The sequence below is a fragment of the Pseudomonas sp. F007 genome (assembly GCF_057814275.1).
Genome location: NZ_JBVATA010000002.1, coordinates 485,480 through 506,379 on the forward strand (window position 1 = coordinate 485,480; position 20,900 = coordinate 506,379).

A 20,900-nucleotide genomic window follows, 5' to 3' on the forward strand; every position below is an offset into this window, starting at 1 on the left:
GGAGCGAGCTTGCTCGCGATCATTGCGAGGCGGTCTATCAGATCAACAGCCGCAGGATCTCCGGCATCATGGTCATCGCCGCAAGGTTATTGATCACCAGCATGTCGATCAGCTTCAGCACCATGAATGCCAGAATCGGCGAAATATCCAGGCCGCCGAGGTTCGGCAGGATCTTGCGGAACGGCGCCAGGGCCGGCTCGCAGATCTGGTTGACCAGCTCCGCCCCCGGGTTATGGCTGCCCGGTGCAACCCACGACAGGATCACGCTGATGATCAGGGCGTAGAAGAAGATATTCAGGAACAGCGCCGTGACCCCGATGATCGACCAGATCAGCAGTTGCAGCGGGTTGCCGGTGGTGCCGTAGGTCAGCAACAGGGTCAGGGCCATCAACGCCAGTTGCACCAGGATCGCCAGCACCAGCGACGACAGGTCGAGGCCGAACAGGCTCGGGATGATCCGGCGCAACGGCTTGAGCAGCGGCTGGGTGGCCTTGACCGCGAATTGGCACAGCGGGTTGTAGAAGTTCGCCCGCACCAGTTGCAGGACAAACCGCAGCAGGACAATCAGCAGGTACAGGCTGCCCAGGGTTTGCAGCACGTAGACCGCTGCAGTGTTCAATCCAATCATGTATGGCTCCTTATTGGCCCAATTGCTCGGCCATCTCGGCCGAGCGGTGTGCGGCGGCACCCAGTGCTTTTTCCACCAGGGCTTCGAAACCGTCGGCCTGGAAGGACTTGATCGCGGCTTCAGTGGTGCCGGCCGGCGAAGTAACGCGGCGACGCAATTCGGCGGCGTCGACGTCGCTGGCCACCGCCATGTGCGCTGCGCCGAGGGCGGTTTGCAGGGTCAGTTGGGCTGCGGTTTCACGCGGCAGGCCGAGCTTTTCGCCGGCTGCGGTCATGGCTTCGATCAGCAGGAAGAAATACGCCGGCCCGCTGCCGGAGACGGCGGTAACGGCATCCAGTTGTTGTTCTTCGTCGAGCCACAGGGCGATGCCCACGGCCGACAGCAGTTGCTCGGCTTGCTGGCGTTGCTCGGTGCTGACCTGGGCGGTGGCGTACAGGCCGCTGACGCCCTGGCGCAGCAGCGCCGGAGTGTTGGGCATGCAGCGCACGATAGGTTGCGCACCCAGCCAGTTGTTCATGCTGGCGCAGGTGATGCCGGCGGCAATCGAAACCACCAACTGGCCCGGCTGCAGGTGCGGGCGAATCGCCTCGCAGACCACTTTCATCGCCTGTGGCTTGACCGCCAGAACCACCACATCGGCGCCCTGGATGGCGTCGGCGTTGTCGGCGAACACTTCAATGCCATGCTCGGCGCTGACCCGCGCACGGGTCTCGGCGCCAGGGTCGCTGGCACGGATCTGCGCAGCTTCAAGGCCCTTGGCCCGCAGGCCGCCGATCAGGCTGGCGGCCATGTTTCCGGCACCGATAAAGGCAATACGCGTCTTGCTCATGTCAGGTCCTTATAGAGTGGGTTTCGGCCAGGGTTGATGGCTGGCCATGCATTCATGAGTAGTTGCGGGCGCCAAACAGGGCCGTACCGATACGAACCCAGGTTGCGCCCTGGGCAATGGCCGACTCGAGGTCGTGGCTCATGCCCATGGACAGTGTGTCGAGCGGCAGCTTGAGGCTGGCCTGCAGGCTCTGGTTCAGCTCGCGCACAGCGGCAAACGCAGCGTCCTGTTCGGCGCGGTCGTCGGTGGGCTCGGGAATCGCCATCAAACCGCGCAGCGTCAGGTGCGGCAAGGCGCTGATGGCGCTGGCCAGGGCCGGCAGGTCGGCGGGTGTGCAGCCGGACTTGCTGGCCTCGCCACTGACGTTGACCTGAATGCAGATGTTCAGTGGCGGCAGGTCGGCAGGGCGTTGCTCGGACAGGCGTTGGGCAATTTTCAAGCGATCCACGGAGTGCACCCAAGCGAAGTTCTCGGCGATAGCGCGCGTCTTGTTCGATTGAATGGGGCCGATGAAGTGCCAACTCAAGGGCAGATCGGTCAATTCCAGCTGCTTGCCGAGGGCTTCCTGCAGGTAGTTCTCGCCGAAATCCCGGACCCCGGCGGCATAGGCTTCACGCACTGCCTCGGCCGGCTTGGTCTTGCTCACGGCGAGCAGATGGACGCTGTGTTCAGCACGCTGGCTGGCCTGTTCGGCGGCGCGGATGCGCGCAGCTACCTGTGAAATGTTGTCTGCTATCGTGGACATTCAAGGGACGCCGGCAGTCTGAGGTTCGCGGCATTCTACTGGAATTGAGAGGTGCCATGGATATCACTGAGCTATTGGCTTTCAGCGCCAGGCAAGGCGCTTCGGACTTGCACCTGTCCACCGGCTTGCCGCCGATGATTCGGGTCGACGGTGACGTGCGGCGGATCAACGTGCCGGCGCAGGATGCCAGCCAGGTCACTGCGCTGATCCACCGGGTCATGAACGAGCAGCAGCGGACACAGTTCGCCCAGGCCCTGGAACTGGATTTTTCCTTTGAAGCAGTTGGCGTGGCGCGCTTTCGGGTCAACGCCTTTCACCAGCATCGCGGCCCCGGCGCTGTGTTCCGCACGGTTGCCAGCCAGGTGCCGAGCCTCGCCGAATTGGGTCTGGCGGATGTGTTTCGGCGTATTGCCGAGATTCCCAGGGGCCTGGTGCTGGTGACCGGGCCGACCGGCAGCGGTAAGTCGACGACCCTGGCGGCGATGGTTGATCACCTCAACAGCCACCACCATCAGCACATCCTGACCATTGAAGACCCCATCGAATTTATCTACGAGCCGCGCAAATGCCTGATCAATCAGCGCGAAGTACAACGTGATACCCACAGCTTCGCCACCGCGCTGCGCTCGGCCCTGCGCGAGGACCCGGACGTGATCCTGGTGGGGGAATTGCGTGACCTGGAGAGCATTCGCCTGGCGTTGACCGCCGCCGAGACCGGGCACCTGGTGTTCGGCACCCTGCACACCAGCTCGGCGGCGAAAACCGTTGACCGGGTGGTGGATGTTTTCCCTGGCGATGAGAAAGCCATGGTCCGCTCGATGCTCGCTGAATCGTTGCAGGCGGTGGTGTCCCAAGTGCTGGTGAAAAAGGTCGGTGGGGGGCGGGTGGCGGCGCACGAGATCATGCTCGGTACGGCGGCGATTCGTAATCTGATCCGCGAAGACAAGGTGGCGCAGCTGTATTCGTCGATTCAGACGGGAGGGGCATTGGGCATGCAGACCCTGGACATGAGTCTGAAGTCATTGCTTGGCAAGGGCTTGATCAGCCGTGAGCATGCGCGCGAACACGCGCGTTCGCTGGAGGGATTCTGAAAGGAGACGAGGGAGCAGGCTCCCTCGGTTCGTCGGTGTCAGCTCAACGCTGAACGATACGCATGGTGTTCGGCTCTTTCGGCAGGACACGCTTGGCGACCACGTAGTTCTTTTCCCAGTACGGCTTTTTCAGGGTGTCGATGGTCACCGACTTGCCGCGCCGCGGGGCGTGGATGAAGCGGTCGTTGCCCAGGTAGATGGCCACGTGATTGACCCGACGGCTCTTGATGTTGAAGAAAATCAGGTCGCCGGGCTTGAGGTCCTTGCGATCGACTTTCACACCGTGGCCCGCAGCCATGGCGTTGGAGGTGCGCGGCAGGTCAACGGCGGCAACGTCGTTGAAGGCGTATTTCACCAGGCCGCTGCAATCGAAGCCTTTACTTGGACTGCTGCCGCCCCAACGATAAGGGGTGCCGAGCACGTTCACCGCGCGGCTCAGCACTTCGCTGCTCTGTTTGGCAGCCATCGGTGGCACCAGCGAGCTGTTGTTCTTGCTCAGGACTGGGGCTTTTACGGCATGTTTGTTTTTGCTGGTAGCGGCAGAAACATGAGATTTTGGGGTGTAACCATTAACGTTCGGAAGACGTTGCTCACGATTGGTGGCGTGGGCGGCCAGTGGCAATAAAAGGCAAATGGTTAGCCATGTCTTGAAAAATGGACGCATTAGGCAGGGCTCTATATGGGGAAGCGCGCAACTTTATAACAGCTTTTTTGTCACTTTCGGGGCCGTTGGTCGATTCTGGCCGGGGTCAAATCGCCCTCGGGCTGCGGCAAATTGGCTCGATTGTCGGACAGAAGTCAGGCGGTACGGGGCTTTGCGGGAAGTGTCAGGCAAATGAACCACTTGTCGGCACGACACAAAAAAGTCACACAAGTCACAAAAATATTTATCTATCGAGGCAAATGAGGGAACCCATGAACACCTATCGGCAGGATGTTTCGCCCCAGGACACTCACAGCAAGGTGATTGGCTACCTGCTGTGGATTTTCGGTTTTACCGGCGCTCACCGCTTCTATTACGGCAAGCCGGTGACCGGGACGATCTGGTTTTTTACCTTCGGTTTGCTGGGCATTGGCTGGTTGATCGACCTGTTCCTGATCCCGGCCATGGACCGGGAAGCGGACCTGCGTTTCACCGCTGGGCCAATCGAATACAACGTGGCCTGGATTCTGCTGACCTTCCTCGGGGTGTTCGGTCTGCACCGGATGTACCAGGGCAAATGGATCAGCGGCTTGCTGTACCTGGTGACCGGCGGGTTGTTCTTCCTGGGCGTGCTGTATGACTTCTGGACGTTGAATGACCAGGTTTCGCTGCGCAATGCGCAGAATCGGGGTGCTTTCCAGTAAAAAGCATCGCTGTAGGAGCTGGCTCCCGCTTGCGGCTTGCCGGCGAATTAGGCGCTGCGGTGTGTCAGGCACACCGCCTTCGCTGGCAAGCCAGCTCCTACGAATAACAGCGTTATGCCTGGTGACTGATCCGCCCGTCCACCAGGGTGTAGCGCACCACGCCCGGCAGGCTGTGGCCGATGAACGGGCAGTTTTCGCCCTTCGACAGCCAGTTCTCACCGACCACGGTTGAGGCGTTCGGGTCGAATACCACGAGGTCGGCCGGGGCGCCCACCGCCAGTTTGCCAGCTGGCAGGCGCAGGGCGTCTGCAGGGCCGGCGCCCAGACGGGCGAGCAGGGTCGGCAGATCGAGCAAGCCGTCTTCCACCAGGGTCATCGCCAGCGGCAGCAGCAACTCAACGCTGCTGATGCCCGGTTCGGTCGCACCGAACGGGGCCAGCTTGGCGTCGCGTTCGTGAGGCTGGTGATGGCTGGAGATCGCCTGGATCACCCCGGACTTCACCGCAGCGCGCAGGCCTTCGCGGTCGGCGCGGGTGCGCAGCGGCGGTTGCACGTGGTACAGGCTGCTGAAGTCGATCAGCGCCTCGTCGGTGAGGATCAACTGATACAGCGCGACATCGGCGGTCACCTTCAGCCCCTTGGCCTGGGCCTGGGCGATCAGTGCGGCGCCACGGGCGCTGGTCAGCTGGCTGAAGTGTGCACGTACGCCGGTTTGCTCGACCAGCAGCAGGTCCCGGGCCAGGGCCACGGTTTCCGCGGTTTCCGGAATCCCCGGCAAGCCGAGGAAGCTGGCGGTCGGACCTTCATGGGCCAGGCCACCTTCGGCCAGGTCGTGGTCCTGGGAATTGAAGATCACCGTCAGGTCGAAGGTTGCCGCGTAGTCCAGTGCCCGGCACAGGGTGCGGCTGTTGCGGAAGCTCTCCAGGCCATTGCCGAAGGCCACGCAGCCGGCGTCGCGCAACGCAACCAGCTCGGCCAGTTGCTCGCCGTCCAGGCCTTTGCTCAGGGCACCGATCGGGAACACCTTGGCGTTGCCGGCTTCGCGGGCGCGGTCGAGGATCAGTTCGGCAACGGCCGAGGTGTCCAGCACCGGTTTGGTCTGTGGTGGGCAGCACAGGCTGGTGACGCCGCCGGCAGCGGCGGCGCGGGTTTCGCTGGCGATGCTGCCTTTGCGGCTGTAGCCCGGCTCGCGCAGGGCGACGTTGAGGTCGACCAGGCCGGGGGCGACCACCAGGCCCTGGGCCTCGATGGTCTGCGCGGCGACGAAACCAGCCGGTGCGGCGCCCAGGGCGACGATCTTGCAGGCTTCGATATGAAGGTCGGTAATTTGATCCAGGCCACTGCTTGGATCGATGACGCGGGCGCCGAGGATGCTGAGCTTCACTGCGCGTTCTCCTGCTCGAATTGGCGCTGGGCGGTCTGCCCACTCATGGCCATGGACAGCACGGCCATACGAATGGCGATCCCGTAGGTCACCTGATTGAGAATCACCGAATGCGGACCATCGGCCACCGCCGATTCGATCTCCACGCCCCGGTTGATCGGTCCCGGGTGCATGACGATGGCATCCGGCTTGGCACCGGCCAGGCGCGCGGTGGTCAGGCCGAACAGGCGATAGAACTCGCCTTCGCTCGGCAGCAGGCCACCGGTCATGCGTTCACGCTGCAGGCGCAGCATGATCACCACGTCGACGTCTTTCAGGCCTTCGGTCATGTCGGTGTAGACCTTCACGCCGTATTGCTCGATGCCGATCGGCAGCAGGGTTTTCGGCGCAATGACGCGGATGTCCGGGCAACCCAGGGTTTTCAGCGCGAGCATGTTCGAGCGTGCCACCCGTGAATGCAGGATATCGCCGACGATCGCCACCGAAAGGTTCTCGAAGCTGCCTTTGTGCCGGCGGATGGTCAGCATGTCGAGCATGCCCTGGGTCGGGTGCGCGTGACGGCCGTCGCCGCCGTTGATGATCGCCACTTGTGGGCAGACATGTTCGGCGATGAAGTGCGCGGCACCGGAGTCGCCGTGGCGCACGACGAACATGTCGGCGGCCATGGCTTCGAGGTTGCGCAGGGTGTCGAGCAGGGTTTCGCCCTTGCTCGCCGACGACGTCGAGACGTTGAGGGTGATCACGTCCGCCGACAGCCGCTGGGCCGCCAGTTCGAAGGTGGTGCGGGTGCGGGTCGAGTTCTCGAAGAACACGTTGCACACGGTCTTGCCGCGCAGCAACGGGACCTTCTTCACGGCCCGGGCGCCGACTTCGAGGAACGAGTCGGCGGTGTCGAGGATTTCCGTCAGCAACTCGCGGCGCAGGCCGTCGAGCGAGAGGAAGTGGCGCAGCTGACCCTGATCATTGAGCTGCAGCGGGCGCTTGGTATCTGGAGGCGTCATCGCGAAGGGGACTCTCAATAGGGCGGATTAAAGGGCGAGGTCTTGCATTTCGAGCTTGAGCTCCGGGCCGGACAGCTTGACCCGCTCGTGGGCCGCGAGGGCCAGGGTCGCGCCGACCACATTGGGGCGGATCGGCAATTCGCCGGCATCGAGGTCGAGCAGGCAGACCAGGGTCACGCTGGCGGGGCGGCCGTAGTCGAAGAGCTCGTTCATTGCCGCACGGATGGTCCGACCGCTCATCAGCACGTCGTCGATCAGCACCAGGTGCTGACCTTCGATCTCGAACGGCAGGGCCGAAGGGCGAACTTGCGGGTGCAGGCCATTCTGGCTGAAATCATCGCGGTAGAAGGACACGTCGAGAATGCCCAATGGCGCATCGCTGCCCAGCTCTTCGAGCAGGGCTTGAGCGACCCAGACACCGCCGGTGCGAATGCCGATAAAGCGTGGTTCGCTGATATCACGCTGGGCCAGGTGCGCCTTGAGGCGGATCGCCATCTGGCTGATCAGATCGGCGGGATTGGGCAGGCTCATGGTTGCTCCTTCGAATGACCCCGGCCGGGCCCTCGGACGCAGCCGGGGAAGCCTGGGTTTAAGCTAAAAGAAAAGCGCCGCGGCGCTTTTCAGGATTCAAACAAATGATGGTTTTCGTCGAGCCAGCCCTGCAACAACAGGGCGGCCGCGATGGCGTCCACCGGGTTGTCGCGGTAACTGCCCTTTTGTCCGCCACGCTGCAGCCGTTCGCCCTTGGCCTCGAACGTGGTCAGGCGCTCGTCATGGGTATAGAACGGCAGGTTGAAGCGGCCATTGAGGCGGCGGGCGAATTTTTCGGCACGGGCGCACATCTCGCTCGGCGTGCCGTCCATGTTCAGCGGCAGGCCGACCACCACGGCGTCGGGCTTCCATTCCTTGACCAGGGCTTCGACCTGATTCCAGTCGGGAACCCCGTTCTGCGCCTTCAGGGTGCACAGCTCGCGAGCCTGGCCGGTGATTACCTGGCCGACGGCGACGCCGATCTGTTTGGTGCCGTAGTCGAAGCCGAGGATCAGACGCAAGGCCATCAGGCGTGTCCCGCCTGGCTGGTCAGCAGGCTGAGGTTGACGCCCAGGTGCCTGGCTGCGGCTTCGAGGCGCAGTTCGCTGCTGGTGTTGAACAGGATGTCGGCGTCGTACGGGCAAGTCAGCCAGGCGTTGTCGGCCAGTTCGGCCTCCAGTTGCCCGGCTTCCCAGCCGGCGTAACCGAGGGCGATCAGGCTTTTCGCCGGGCCAACGCCGTCGGCGATGGCAAACAGCACGTCCTGGGACGTGGACAACGACAGGTCGCTTTCCAGATCGACGGTCGCCTGGAACGTCTGGCCCGAGGGGTGCAGGACGAAGCCTCGATCGTTTTGCACCGGCCCGCCGATGAAAATCGGCACGTGCTGGCACAAGGCAGGTGGTTCGATGTCAGGGCGCAACTGCTCGAGAATATCCGCCAGGCTCAGGTCCTGCGGGCGGTTGACCACCAGTCCCATGGCACCATTGGCCGTGTGCTCGACGATATAGGTCAAGGTGTGCGCAAAGTTCGGGTCGGCCATATGGGGCATGGCGATCAGGAAGTGATGCTTGAGGTAGCTGGGGATGACGTTTTTCATGTGCGCTAGTGTGGCGGTGGAGGGGCAAACTGACAAGCTGGGGATGCGATGTGAATGAGCCGATTCGCCTGTTGGCCCGAACACTTGCTTGCGGCTCGCACCCTGGATTGTAGGAGCGGGCTTGCCCGCGAATGCGTTTTGTCAGGTGATAGATGGATAGGGGGGGCTGGCGGCCTCTTCGCTGGCAAGCCAGCTCCTACAGGGGGGGCGGGAAGCCGACGTCAATTACTGGACAGACGATCACCCCGGGCGAATTTCCAGGTGCGGATAATTTCCAGGCGGTCGATGTCCGACAGGTCGCCGGTAAAGGGCGCGAAGGGCGCGGCCAGGCGCACGATGCGTTGGGCGGCCTGATCGAGCAACGGCTGGCCGGAGGACTCCAGCACCAGCACTTCGTACAGCGAGCCGTCGCGGTTGATCGAGACCATCAGGCGCAAGTTGCCGTAGATCTGCTTGCGCCGCGCTTCGTCCGGATAGTTCAGGTTACCGATCCGCTCGACCTTCTTGCGCCACTCATCCTTGTACCAGGCGCCCTTGTCACGCATGGTCGAGGCGGCGCTGAGGCGGTGGATGCGCGGGCGCTTGGCGTACAGCTGTTGTTCCTTGGCCAGTTCGGCTTCGAGGCTGGCGATGTCGCTGGACAGCTGCGAGCTGTCGAAGGTCGGCGTCGCGGCCTTCGGCGTCGGCGGGGTCTTGGTTTCTTCCTTCTTGGTCACGGCCTTTTTTGGCGCCGGGGCCACGGTGGTCACTGCTGCTTTCGGCGCCGCTTGCGGCACTGGCGGCGGGGCCGCGGGCGGTGGCGTGACTTTTTTCACCTCGTTGTCCTGGAACGGCGCAATTTCGGTGGTCTTGGGCACTGCCTTTTTATCCAGGGTGCCGCTGCCTTGCTGGTTTTCCTGGGCGAGAAAATCGGCCTTTTTCGGCTTGGTTTCGCTTTTGAAGGTGGCGAGGGTGATTTCCAGGGTTTTGCTGATCTGCTTGGGTTCGACAAAGGTAAAGCCCAGGCCGAGGATCAGCGCCAGGTGAATCAGCGCCGCGAGAAACAGGGTAAAACCGAGGCGATCGGCCGGGCGCACGCCGCGGTGGGCGAGTTCGGGAGGCAGATCGGACGGAAGGGTCATGACAAGGAAACCAACATCGCGTTTTTCACAAGCCGCGCATGATAACGCAATGTTGGTCTCGCCTTGCGGGTTCTATATCAACGGGCCTTGAGCTTCTGATCGATGGCCGCCATCAACATTTCACCAATATTGGTGCCAAACGCATTGTCGATCTCGCGAATGCAGGTCGGGCTGGTGACGTTGATTTCGGTCAGGTGCTCACCGATCACGTCGAGGCCGACGAACAGCAGGCCCTTTTCACGCAGGGTCGGGCCAACCTGGGCAGCGATCCAGCGGTCCTTGTCGCTCAGCGGACGCGCTTCACCGCGACCGCCCGCCGCCAGGTTGCCACGGGTTTCGCCCTGGGCAGGGATGCGCGCCAGGCAGTAGTCCACCGGCTCGCCGTCGATCATCAGGATGCGCTTGTCGCCGTCCTTGATTGCCGGCAGGTAGGCCTGGCCCATGATCTGCTGGGTGCCGAGCGCGGTCAGGGTTTCGAGGATCACCGACAGGTTCGGGTCGCCGGCACGATGACGGAAGATCGAGGTGCCGCCCATGCCGTCCAGCGGCTTGAGAATCACGTCGCCGTGTTTGGCGGCGAATTCGCGCAGCACGTCGGCACGGCGGCTGACCACGGTCGGCGGGGTGCACTGCGGAAACAGCGTGGCGAACAGCTTTTCATTGCAGTCACGCAGGCTTTGCGGCTTGTTGACCACCAGCACGCCAGCGCGTTCGGCCTGTTCGAGCAGGTAGGTGGAGTAGACGAACTCCATGTCGAAGGGCGGATCCTTGCGCATCAGGATCACGTCGAGGTCGCTGAGCAGCGCGTCGCTTTCCTCGCCCAGCTCGAACCATTTCTGCGGATCGGCAAACACCTTCAATGGACGCATGCGCGCCCGGGCTTCGCCTTCGCCCTGGTACAGATCGTGCTGTTCCATATAGAACAGCTCCCAGCCGCGCGCCTGGGCGGCCAGCAGCATGGCCAGCGAGCTATCCTTCTTGTAGGAAATGCTGGCGATAGGGTCCATGACAATCCCGACGCGAACGCTCATGGGTTTTTCCTCGAAATGGGCTAGCGCCTTTTCAGGGGCAGAAAAGGCATTGAAAAAGTGGCGTCAGAGTGGCGCCCAGTGTGTTCCCGGTCAAGGAAAAACCGCCGCGCGAGCCGCTCGATAGATTGCACTCGGAGACTGTGCTAAAAAGGCTGCCATGTTGCGCTGGCCCTTGAACTTCAAGGCTTTCGAGCCATCGGGCCGGTGTAAACGGACAAATTGATTCGCCCAGGCGATGGTAGAGCAGATATGGGACAGCATTCCAACGCCTTGAAGGTCATGGTGATCGACGACTCGAAAACCATTCGCCGTACCGCCGAAACCATGTTGCTCAATGCCGGCTGCGAGGTGATCACCGCCATCGACGGTTTTGATGCCCTGGCCAAGATTGCCGACAATCATCCGGGGATCATCTTTGTCGACATCATGATGCCGCGTCTGGATGGTTATCAGACCTGCGCTTTAATCAAGAACAACAGTGCGTTCAAGTCCACGCCGGTGATCATGCTTTCATCAAGGGACGGTCTGTTCGACAAGGCCAAGGGGCGAATCGTCGGTTCCGACCAGTTTTTGACCAAGCCCTTCAGCAAGGACGAATTGTTGAACGCAATCCGCGCCCATGTACCGGGCTTTGCTGCCGATTCGCCGTTGTAGGACACGCACAAGGACGCTCGGCCCACCGCTGCGGCGCCGACAAGAATGGGGAAGACCATGGCTCGTATTCTGATCGTCGATGACTCGCCGACTGAAATGTACAAACTCACCGGCATGCTGGAAAAGCACGGCCATGAAGTGCTCAAGGCGGAAAACGGCGCCGACGGCGTGGCCCTGGCCCGCCAGGAAAAACCCGACGCGGTCCTGATGGACATCGTCATGCCCGGTCTCAACGGCTTCCAGGCCACCCGGCAACTGACCAAGGACGCCGAGACCGGGCACATCCCGGTCATCATCATTACCACCAAGGACCAGGAGACCGACAAGGTCTGGGGCACACGCCAGGGCGCTCGCGACTACCTGACCAAACCGGTGGACGAAGATACCCTGATCAAGACCCTGAACGCCGTGCTGGCAGGCTGACGGCCGCGCCATGGCCGAGTCGCTGACCGCCTTCGAACTGCTGCTGCAGATCGACCAGCGCTGCCGGTTGCTGGCGGCGGACCTGCCGTCCCGGCCCCTGCGCAATCATGGCTGGAGCGGTGTCGGTTTTCGCCTCGGCGAACACTGGTACGTGGCGCCCATGGGCGAGGTCAGTGAAGTGCTGCACGAGCCGCGCCTGACCTCGTTGCCCGGGGTCAAGCCGTGGGTCAGGGGCGTGGCCAACCTGCGCGGGCGGCTGTTGCCGGTGCTGGACCTGTGCAGTTTTCTCGGCGCCGAGTTGGCGGCGCAGCGCCGCCAGCGCCGGGTGTTGGTGGTCGAGCATCAGGAAGTCTTCGTCGGCTTGATGGTAGATGAGGTGCTGGGCATGCAGCACTTCGATCAGGCTGGTTTCCAGGCGGGCGCCGCAGAACCGGACGGGCCGGCAGGGGCCTTCATCAAGGGGCGCTTCGAGCGCGAGCAGAGCTGGCAGGTGTTCAGCCCGTTTGCCCTGGCGCAGTCCCAACGCTTCATGGACGTGGCGCTGTAACCCGAGGCGGTTGCAGCAGCGTGTGGATCAACAGGCGAGAATCGATGAGCAAAGCAAACGCAGGCACCTCCACCGACGGCACGCGCAGTCGCTCGCAGATCATTGCGCTGTTCATTGCCCTGATCGTGTTCATCGTGCTGTTATTCGCCAACTTTGCCTACCTCAATACCCAGGCCGCCCACGACAAGCAGTACATCGGCCATGCCGGCGAATTGCGTGTGCTGTCCCAGCGCATTGCCAAGAACGCCACTGAAGCCGCTGCCGGCAAGTCGGCGGCGTTCAAGTTGCTGAGCGATGCGCGCAATGATTTTGCCCAGCGCTGGAGCTACCTGAAAAAAGGCGACCCTGCCACCGGCCTGCCGCCCGCGCCGGCGGCGGTGCGCCCGCAAATGCGCGCGGTGCAGCTGGATTGGGAGCGGTTGCTGAAAAATACCGATGCGATCCTGTCCAGCGAACAGACCGTGCTGTCGCTGCACCAGGTGGCCGCGACGCTGGCCGAGACCGTGCCGCAGTTGCAGGTCGAGTACGAAAAAGTCGTCGAGATCCTGTTGCAGCGCGGTGCACCGGCCGCCCAGGTGGCCGTGGCCCAGCGACAATCGTTGCTCGCCGAGCGGATTCTCGGTGCGGTGAACACGGTGCTGGCCGGCGACGAAAATGCCCAGCAGGCGGCGGACGTCTTTGGCCGTGACGCAGCGCGCTTCGGCCAGGTACTCAACGGCATGCTGCAGGGCAATCCGGCGCTGAAAATCAGCGAAGTCGAGGACCGCGACGCCCGCGCGCGGCTCACCGAGATTGCCGAGCTGTTCCAGTTCGTCTCCGGCTCGGTGGATGAAATCCTTGAAACCTCGCCGCAACTGTTCAAGGTCCGTGAGTCGGCGGGGAATATTTTCAACCTCTCGCAAACCCTGCTCGAGGAAGCCTCGCACCTGGCCAGCGGTTTCGAGAACCTGGTAGGCGGGCGCTCCACCGATACCATCGGCGGCTATGTGCTGGGCCTGCTGGCGTTGGCCTCGATCATCCTGATCGGCCTGGTGATGGTCCGCGAAACCAACCGCCAACTGCGAGAAACCGCCGAGAAGAACGAGCGCAACCAGAACGCGATCATGCGCCTGCTCGACGAAATCGAAGACCTCGCCGACGGCGACCTGACCGTGACCGCCTCGGTGACCGAAGACTTCACCGGGACCATTGCCGACTCGATCAACTATTCGGTCGACCAATTGCGCGACCTGGTCGCCACCATCAACCTCACCGCCGGCCAGGTGGCTGCCGCCGTGCAGGAAACCCAGGCCACGGCGATGCACCTGGCCCAGGCTTCGGAGCACCAGGCGCAGCAGATCTCCGAAGCCTCGACCTCGATCAACGAAATGGCCCAGTCCATCGACCAGGTCTCGGCCAACGCCGCCGAGTCTTCCGCGGTGGCCGAGCGCTCGGTGGAAATTGCCAACAAGGGCAACGAGGTGGTGCACAACACCATCCACGGCATGGACAACATCCGCGAGCAGATCCAGGACACCGCCAAGCGCATCAAACGCCTGGGCGAGTCGTCCCAGGAAATCGGCGACATCGTCAGCCTGATCGACGACATTGCCGACCAGACCAACATTCTCGCGCTCAACGCCGCGATCCAGGCTTCGATGGCCGGCGACGCCGGGCGCGGCTTTGCGGTGGTGGCCGACGAGGTCCAGCGCCTGGCCGAACGTTCCTCCGCCGCCACCCGGCAGATCGAGACCCTGGTGCGGGCCATCCAGACCGACACCAATGAAGCGGTGATTTCCATGGAGCAGACCACCACCGAGGTGGTGCGTGGCGCGCGACTGGCGCAGGATGCCGGGGTGGCCCTGGAAGAAATCGAAGGCGTGTCGAAAACCCTCGCGGCGTTGATCCAGAGTATTTCCAACGCGGCGCAACAACAGACCTCTTCGGCAGGTCAGATTTCCCTGACGATGAACGTGATCCAGCAGATCACCACGCAAACCTCGTCGGGCTCCACGGCCACCGCCGAGAGCATTGGCAACCTGGCAAAAATGGCCAGCCAGCTGCGTCGCTCGGTGTCCGGTTTTACCCTGCCGGCGGCGCCGGCGCGCGGGGCTGAAAAGGGCTGAATGCGCGACTTTGACTGGAGTGGTTATGGGTGATCGGCACGACTATGTGGCCCTCGAATGGGTCAAGGGTGAAATTGCCGAAACGCTGAAGCAGGCCTACTTCGCCCTCGATAATCTGATCGAGGACCCGCAGGCGTTGCACGAGCTCGACCGCTGCCTGGCCGGTATCCATCAGGTCCACGGCAGTTTGCAGATGGTCGAGTTCTACGGCGCCGCCCTGCTGGCCGAAGAAATGGAGCACCTGGCTGCGGCCCTGCAAAAGGGCACCGTGGCTCACCGCGACGAAGCCATCCGCCTGCTGCAACAAGCCCTCAGCCAGTTACCGACCTACCTCGATCGGGTGCAAAGCGCCCGGCGCGACCTGCCGCTGGTGGTCCTGCCGCTGATCAACGATCTGCGCAGCGCGCGCGGCGAAGGCCTGCTGGCGGAAACCAGCCTGTTCAGCCCGCAACTGCCCAGCCTGCCGGCGCTGGATGAGGCACAACTGCAACAGCTGGCCCCCGACGATTGGCCGAATGTGCTGCGCAAGCTGCGGCAAATGCTGCAGATGGGTCTCGCCGGCTTGCTCCGCGAGCAGGAGGACGATACCCATTACGGCTATCTGGCCAAGGTTTTTGCAGGGCTGGAAAGGCTGTCCGGCGATGCGCCGCTCAGCCCGCTGTGGCAGGTCGCCGCGGCGCTGGTCGAAGGCATGAGCAGCGGCGCCATCGCCAACAGTCCGGCCCTGCGCAGTCTGTTCAAGGATGCCGACAAGGAACTCAAGCGCCTGCAAGAGCAGGGCATACCCGGGATCAATCAACCGGCTCCGGCCGAGTTGCTCAAGAGCCTGTTGTTTTATATCGCCAAGGCCCAATACCCCAGTGCCCGGATGCAAACCATGAAAGATCGTTTTGGACTGGATGACGCGTTGCCCGACAGCGCACTGCTGGACGCCGAGCGTGCGCGCCTGGCCGGACCCGACCGCGACGCCATGCGCTCGGTGCTGGCGGCGCTGTGTGAAGAGTTGGTGCGAGTCAAGGAGCGGCTCGACCTGTTCGTGCGCAGCGACCGCCAGCACACCGCGGACCTCGACAGCCTGCTGGCGCCGCTGCGGCAAATCGCCGACACCCTGGCAGTGCTCGGTTTCGGCCAGCCGCGCAAGGTGATCATCGATCAGCTGGCGGTGGTGCAGAGCCTGGCCCAGGGGCAGCGCGAACCCAATGACGCGATCCTGATGGATGTTGCCGGAGCCTTGCTGTACGTCGAGGCAAACCTGGCCGGGATGGTCGGGATTGTCGAGGAAAGCCGCGAAGAAAGCCGGCTGCCGACCACCGACCTGACCGAGATCCACCAGATCGTGATCAAGGAAGCGCGCCTGTGCCTGCAACAGGCCAAGGACATGATCGTCGAATACATCGACAGTGACTGGGATCGCCAGCCGTTGTTGCTGCTGCCGGAACTGCTGACCCAGGTGCGCGGTGCGCTGGCGATGATTCCGCTGAACCGCGCGGCAAGCCTGCTGGAAGCCTGCAATGACTACATTGGCGAGCACTTGCTGGGCGACCGCACGCCGCCGGATTGGCATCAACTGGATAACCTGGCCGACGCCATCACCAGCATCGAGTACTACCTGGAGCGCTTGAACGAAGACCCGCAGAACCTCGGCGAGCAGGTCCTCGACGTCGCTGAGCAGAGCCTGGCGGCGCTCGGTTATCTGCCCCGCGAAGTGCCGGTCGCGGTCCACAAGGCGGCCCCACAAGACCCACAGGATCTGCAAGCGCTGGCCGAGGCCCTGGCCAGTCCGCTGTCGGCGGTCAACCCGCCGGCAATCGTCAGCCCCGAAAGCCTGCTGCCGCCACCGGCCGATGAAGAACCGGTGGATGACGAGCTGCGCGAAGTGTTCCTCGAGGAGACCGACGAGGTCCTCGAGATTCTGCGCGAGTACCTGCCGCGCTGGATCGCCAGCCCCGAGAGCCGTTCGGTGCTCGGCGAACTGCGCCGAGCCTTCCATACCTTGAAGGGCAGCGGACGGATGGTGCGCGCGCTGGTGTTGGCGGAACTGGCGTGGGCCGTGGAAAACCTGCTCAACCGGATCCTCGAGCACAGCGTCGAGCCGAGCCCGCAGGTTCACCAGTTGCTCGACCGGGTGTTGCAGGTGCTGCCGCAACTGGCGCACGAATTCGCCGGCAACCGCCAGCGTCAGCGCCAGGACGTCGACCACCTGGCCGCCAGCGCCCACGCGCTGGCCCGCGGTGAAGCGTTGCCGGCAGCGCCGGACAGCATGGCGGCCGATCGGCAGTTGCTGGAGATTTTCCGCAACGAAGCACAGACCCATCTCAACAGCCTCAAGCGTTTCCTCGATCAAGCCGCTGAGCATGTGCCGTTGCAGGCCAGCGATGAGTTGCAGCGTGCCCTGCATACGCTCAAGGGCAGCGCCTCGGTGGCAGGGGTGCTGGCGATTGCCCAACTGGCGGCGCCGCTGGACCAACTGGCGCGTGAGTACAAGGCGCACCTGCTGCCCCTCGATCTGGATGAAGTCGAGTTGCTGCACGAAGCCTGGGTCTTGCTGCGCCGTGGCCTCGAACACTTGCAGGACGACCCGCTGCTGCACATCGAGGGTGCCGGCGAATTGATCGGCCGCCTCCAGCGCCTGCTCGCCGAGCGCCTTGAGGCGGCCAACAATGCGCCAGACAGCGGCGTACGGAGCAAGCGCGACCCGCAACTGATCAACAACTTCCTGGCTCAGGGCATGGACATCCTGCTCGATGCCGAAAGCCTGCTGCAGCGTTGGCAGGAGCATCCCGGCGAGCGTCAGGAACTCAGCGCGCTGCTCGATGAACTGACCACCCTGGGGGAAAGCGCGCACCTGGCCGACCTGCACCCGGTCGATGAGCTCTGCGAGGCGCTGCTCGATCTCTATGGTGCCGTTGAAGAAAGCAGCCTGGCTGTCAGCGAGCGCTTCTTCGAGCAGGCGCAAGCTGCCCACGAAGACCTGATCAACATGCTCGACCAACTGGCGGCCGGCCAGGAGGTCAGCCATCAGCCGCAGCGCGTGCGGGCCCTGCGCGATTTGCTTGATGAGGGGCTCGACCCGGCAGCCATGGGCCTGATCCGCAGCGATGGCAGCCGCAGCCTGAGCATCACCGAGTTGAGCAGTGTCACCGCCGAACTGGGGCAATCCTCGCCGACGCCGTTGAGCGCCGACGAGGAAATGGTCGAGATCTTCCTCGAGGAGGCGGTGGACATCCTCGAAAGCTCGGGCCAGGCCCTGCAGCGCTGGCTCAATGAGCCGCAGAACCCGGCGCCGCTGTCAGCCCTGCAGCGCGACCTGCATACGCTCAAGGGCGGTGCACGGATGGCTGAAGTCGGCCCGGTGGGCGACCTGGCCCACGAGCTGGAAAGCCTATATGAGGCCCTGGTCGATCGGCGCCTGAGCCACAGCGCCGAACTGGGCCTGTTGCTGCAGCACAGCCATGATCGCCTCGCGCAATTGCTTGAACAGTTGCAACGGCATCAGCCGCTGGACGATTGCAGCGCCCTGATCGAAGCCATCGCGCAGTGGCGCCAGGGCCTGGCCGGCAACGCCGAACCGAATGAACCCATGCCGAGCGGCGACACCGCCAGCCACGATCCGGAATTGCTGGAGATCTTCCTCGAGGAAGGTTTCGACATTATCGACAGTTCCGGCGCGGCGCTGACCCGCTGGCAAGCCGATCCGCACAACCGCCAGGAAATGGAAACCCTGCTGCGCGATTTGCACACCCTCAAGGGCGGTGCGCGGATGGTCGAAATCGCGCCGATTGGCGACCTGGCCCATGAGCTGGAATTTCTCTACGAAGCGCTGTCAAGTGGGCTGCTGCAAGCCACCCCTGCGTTGTTCGGCCTGCTGCAACGCAGCCACGATCGCCTGGCACAGATGCTCGATGCCACCCGCGCCGGCCAGCCTGTGGCAGCAGCCGAAAATCTGATCGAGGCGATCAGGGGCTTCAGTCACCCGAGCACCCTCGAGCAGGCGCCTGCGCTGGTCGATGCGCTACCCGATGCGACGCCGGGCAAGCCCGAGCCGGCTGCTGCGCCCGCCGAGATTGGCGCGGACATGGTCAAGGTCTCGGCCGAACTGCTGGATGATTTGGTCAACCTGGCGGCGGAAACCTCGATCATTCGCGGACGGGTCGAGCAGCAGGTCAACGATGCCCAGGTGACCTTGAGCGAGATGGAAACCACCCTCGAGCGGATGCGCGACCAACTGCGCCGGCTCGATACCGAGACCCAGGGGCGGATTCTCAGTCGTCAGCAGGTCGAAGCCGAGCGCCTGGGTTATGAAGAATTCGACCCGCTGGAGATGGATCGCCATTCCCAGCAGCAACAGTTGTCCCGTGCCTTGTTCGAATCGGCCTCGGACTTGCTCGACCTCAAGGAAACCCTTGAGCGGCGCAACCTCGATGCACAGAACCTGTTGCAGCAGCAGGGGCGGATCAACACCGAGCTGCAGGAAGGCCTGATGCGCACGCGCATGGTGCCGTTCGAGCGAATGCTGCCGCGCCTCAAGCGCATCGTCCGCCAGGTCGCCAGCGAGTTGGGCAAGGACGTCGAGTTCGTGGTCGGCAATGCCGAGGGCGAGATGGATCGCAATGTCCTCGAGCGCATGGCGGCGCCGCTGGAGCACATGCTGCGCAACGCCGTCGACCACGGCCTGGAGTCGGCCGAGGTGCGCCGCGCCGCCGGCAAGCCGAGCCAGGGCCGAATCACCTTGGACCTGTCCCGCGAAGGCGGCGACATGATTTTCGACATCCGCGACGACGGTGCCGGCGTGCCGCTTGAAGCGGTGCGGCGCAAGGCGATCAAGCGCGGGTTGCTGGCGCCCGAGAGCGACATGACTGATCGCGACGTGCTGCAGTTCATCCTTCAGCCCGGGTTCTCCACCGCCGAGAAAATCACCCAGATCTCCGGGCGCGGCGTCGGCATGGATGTGGTCCATGAAGAGGTGCGGCAACTCGGCGGCTCGATGAGCATCGACTCGATTCCGGGCAAGGGCGTGCACTTTCGCATCCGCCTGCCGTTCACCGTTTCGGTCAACCGGGCGCTGATGGTGCAGTGCGCCGATGAGCAGTACGCGATTCCGCTGAACACCATCGAAGGCATCGTGCGGGTGCTGCCCAACGAGCTGGAGGGTTACTACCAGCTCGATCCGCCGGTGTACCAGTACGCGGGTCAGCGCTACGAGCTGTGCCATCTCGGCGAGCTGCTGAAAACCACGGTTCGCCCGCGGCTGCTGGGGCAGAGCCAGGCGTTGCCGGTGCTGCTGGTGCAGTGCAACGAGCGGCACATTGCCGTGCAGGTAGACGCGATGCTGGGCACCCGCGAGATCGTGGTGAAAAGCCTCGGCCCGCAATTTGCGGCGGTGCAGGGCTTGTCCGGGGCGACCATTCTCGGCGACGGCCGGGTGGTGCTGATTCTCGATCTGCTGGCGCCGCTGCGGGCGATGCAGGTGCGCTTGCCGACGCAGCTGCCGCACGCTGGCGAGGCACAACCGCAGCGTTCGATGCTGGTGCTGGTGGTCGACGATTCGGTCACCGTGCGCAAGGTCACCAGCCGCTTGCTGGAGCGCCATGGCATGAGCGTGCTCACGGCCAAGGACGGTGTGGATGCCATGTTGTTGCTGGAAGAACACATGCCCGACCTGATGCTGCTGGACATCGAGATGCCGCGCATGGACGGCTTTGAAGTGGCCACCCAGGTGCGCAATGACCCACGCCTGCAACACCTGCCGATCATCATGATCACCTCGCGTACCGGGCAGAAACACCGCGACCGGGCCATGGCCATCGGCGTCAATGACTACCTCGGCAAGCCGTATCAGGAGTCGGTGTTGCTCGAGAGCATCGCCTTGTGGAGCAAAACCCATGCTTGAACATCGCACCCGCCAGCTCACCGGGCTGCTCCTGCCCCTGGCTGACCGCACCCTGATCCTGCCCAACGTGGCCGTAGCCGAACTGATCGATTACCAACCCGGGAGCTTCGACATGGATTCGCCGCCCTGGTACCTGGGGCGGGTCAACTGGCGCAACCGGCAGATCCCGTTGCTCAGTTTCGAGTCGGCCTGCGGCGGCAAGACCGTGATCGGCGACCGCGCGCGCATCGTCGTGCTCAACGCCCTCGGTGGCCGGCCGGACCTCAAGTTCATGGCGCTGCTGGTCCAGGGCATCCCGCGCTCGTGCAAGCTCGACAGTCAGTTGAGTTATGTCGACGTTGCGCTTTGCGGATTGGAACAAGCGGCGGTGCAAGTGGCCGAACAGGTAGCGAAGATTCCCGACCTGCTGGCGCTGGAACAGCGACTGGTGGAGGCCGGGCTGGTCTGATTCAAGCAAGCAAACCTGACGGGAGG

Annotated in this window: 19 protein-coding genes; 8 read left to right on the forward strand and 11 right to left on the reverse strand. The window is 63.4% G+C overall.

Annotation, left to right across the window (positions count from 1 at the left end; genetic code table 11):
• Nucleotides 1–37: 37 nt before the first annotated feature.
• From ACZYR5_RS06455 to ACZYR5_RS06465, 3 genes are read right to left on the reverse strand one after another with little or no spacing between them, the layout of a single operon-like run.
• The gene (locus ACZYR5_RS06455) at nt 38–628 is read right to left on the reverse strand and encodes a YggT family protein (RefSeq protein ID WP_489088676.1); all 591 of its coding nucleotides are present in this window, start codon (nt 626–628) and stop codon (nt 38–40) included.
• A gap of 10 nt (nt 629–638) precedes the next feature.
• Nucleotides 639–1,457: a pyrroline-5-carboxylate reductase gene (gene proC / locus ACZYR5_RS06460; RefSeq protein WP_489088675.1), complete on the reverse strand. Its 819-nt coding sequence runs from the start codon at nt 1,455–1,457 to the stop codon at nt 639–641.
• 52 nt (nt 1,458–1,509) lie between these two features.
• The gene (locus tag ACZYR5_RS06465; protein WP_489088674.1) at nt 1,510–2,202 is read right to left on the reverse strand and encodes a YggS family pyridoxal phosphate-dependent enzyme; all 693 of its coding nucleotides are present in this window, start codon (nt 2,200–2,202) and stop codon (nt 1,510–1,512) included.
• A gap of 56 nt (nt 2,203–2,258) precedes the next feature.
• Here ACZYR5_RS06465 and ACZYR5_RS06470 point away from each other — a divergent pair, with 56 nt between their 5' ends.
• Nucleotides 2,259–3,293: a type IV pilus twitching motility protein PilT gene (locus ACZYR5_RS06470; protein WP_489088673.1), complete on the forward strand. Its 1,035-nt coding sequence runs from the start codon at nt 2,259–2,261 to the stop codon at nt 3,291–3,293.
• A 43-nt stretch (nt 3,294–3,336) separates the two neighbouring features.
• On the opposite strand, the gene ACZYR5_RS06475 is transcribed toward ACZYR5_RS06470, so the two are convergent.
• On the reverse strand, nt 3,337–3,957 hold the full coding sequence (locus tag ACZYR5_RS06475) for a C40 family peptidase (protein ID WP_489088672.1): 621 nt from the start codon (nt 3,955–3,957) through the stop codon (nt 3,337–3,339).
• A 251-nt stretch (nt 3,958–4,208) separates the two neighbouring features.
• On the opposite strand from ACZYR5_RS06475, the gene ACZYR5_RS06480 reads away from it, so the two are divergent.
• Complete coding sequence (locus tag ACZYR5_RS06480; protein ID WP_489088671.1) at nt 4,209–4,640, forward strand: NINE protein; 432 nt, start codon at nt 4,209–4,211, stop codon at nt 4,638–4,640.
• 112 nt (nt 4,641–4,752) lie between these two features.
• Here ACZYR5_RS06480 and ACZYR5_RS06485 read toward each other — a convergent pair whose 3' ends face one another.
• The 7 genes from ACZYR5_RS06485 to gshB form a co-directional block, all read right to left on the reverse strand.
• Nucleotides 4,753–6,024 (reverse strand): dihydroorotase, encoded by a 1,272-nt coding sequence (locus tag ACZYR5_RS06485; protein ID WP_489088670.1) that lies wholly within the window; start codon nt 6,022–6,024, stop codon nt 4,753–4,755.
• Nucleotides 6,021–7,025, reverse strand: coding sequence for an aspartate carbamoyltransferase catalytic subunit (locus ACZYR5_RS06490; protein WP_027617012.1), 1,005 nt, complete (start codon nt 7,023–7,025; stop codon nt 6,021–6,023). Before ACZYR5_RS06490 ends, ACZYR5_RS06485 begins: the two co-directional genes overlap by 4 nt.
• 27 nt (nt 7,026–7,052) lie before the next feature.
• On the reverse strand, nt 7,053–7,556 hold the full coding sequence (pyrR, locus tag ACZYR5_RS06495) for a bifunctional pyr operon transcriptional regulator/uracil phosphoribosyltransferase PyrR (protein ID WP_489088669.1): 504 nt from the start codon (nt 7,554–7,556) through the stop codon (nt 7,053–7,055).
• Between the two features lie 89 nt (nt 7,557–7,645).
• Complete coding sequence (ruvX, locus tag ACZYR5_RS06500) at nt 7,646–8,083, reverse strand: Holliday junction resolvase RuvX (RefSeq protein WP_489088668.1); 438 nt, start codon at nt 8,081–8,083, stop codon at nt 7,646–7,648.
• Complete coding sequence (locus tag ACZYR5_RS06505; RefSeq protein ID WP_489088667.1) at nt 8,083–8,655, reverse strand: YqgE/AlgH family protein; 573 nt, start codon at nt 8,653–8,655, stop codon at nt 8,083–8,085. The genes ruvX and ACZYR5_RS06505 overlap by 1 nt, the downstream gene beginning before the upstream one ends.
• Nucleotides 8,656–8,876: 221 nt before the next feature.
• Nucleotides 8,877–9,776, reverse strand: a complete 900-nt coding sequence (locus ACZYR5_RS06510; protein ID WP_489088666.1) for an energy transducer TonB — start codon at nt 9,774–9,776, stop codon at nt 8,877–8,879.
• 77 nt (nt 9,777–9,853) lie between these two features.
• Nucleotides 9,854–10,807, reverse strand: a complete 954-nt coding sequence (gene gshB / locus ACZYR5_RS06515) for a glutathione synthase (protein WP_489088665.1) — start codon at nt 10,805–10,807, stop codon at nt 9,854–9,856.
• A gap of 249 nt (nt 10,808–11,056) precedes the next feature.
• On the opposite strand from gshB, the gene pilG reads away from it, so the two are divergent.
• Genes pilG through ACZYR5_RS06545 form a run of 6 tightly spaced genes read left to right on the forward strand, consistent with a single transcriptional unit; the run spans nt 11,057 to nt 20,874 of the window.
• Entirely contained in the window at nt 11,057–11,461 is a 405-nt protein-coding gene (gene pilG / locus ACZYR5_RS06520; protein WP_489088664.1) for a twitching motility response regulator PilG, read from the forward strand.
• A gap of 57 nt (nt 11,462–11,518) precedes the next feature.
• Nucleotides 11,519–11,884 carry a twitching motility response regulator PilH gene (gene pilH, locus ACZYR5_RS06525; RefSeq protein WP_489088663.1) on the forward strand — a complete coding sequence of 122 codons (366 nt, stop codon included), beginning with the start codon at nt 11,519–11,521 and terminating at the stop codon, nt 11,882–11,884.
• 10 nt (nt 11,885–11,894) lie between these two features.
• A complete protein-coding gene (locus ACZYR5_RS06530; RefSeq protein WP_489088662.1) occupies nt 11,895–12,431 on the forward strand; it encodes a chemotaxis protein CheW in 537 nt (178 codons plus the stop codon).
• A gap of 44 nt (nt 12,432–12,475) precedes the next feature.
• The gene (locus tag ACZYR5_RS06535; RefSeq protein WP_489088661.1) at nt 12,476–14,536 is read left to right on the forward strand and encodes a methyl-accepting chemotaxis protein; all 2,061 of its coding nucleotides are present in this window, start codon (nt 12,476–12,478) and stop codon (nt 14,534–14,536) included.
• A gap of 25 nt (nt 14,537–14,561) precedes the next feature.
• Nucleotides 14,562–20,426: an Hpt domain-containing protein gene (locus ACZYR5_RS06540; RefSeq protein ID WP_489088660.1), complete on the forward strand. Its 5,865-nt coding sequence runs from the start codon at nt 14,562–14,564 to the stop codon at nt 20,424–20,426.
• Nucleotides 20,419–20,874, forward strand: a complete 456-nt coding sequence (locus ACZYR5_RS06545; protein ID WP_489088659.1) for a chemotaxis protein CheW — start codon at nt 20,419–20,421, stop codon at nt 20,872–20,874. Before ACZYR5_RS06540 ends, ACZYR5_RS06545 begins: the two co-directional genes overlap by 8 nt.
• The last annotated feature ends 26 nt before the right edge of the window (nt 20,875–20,900 follow it).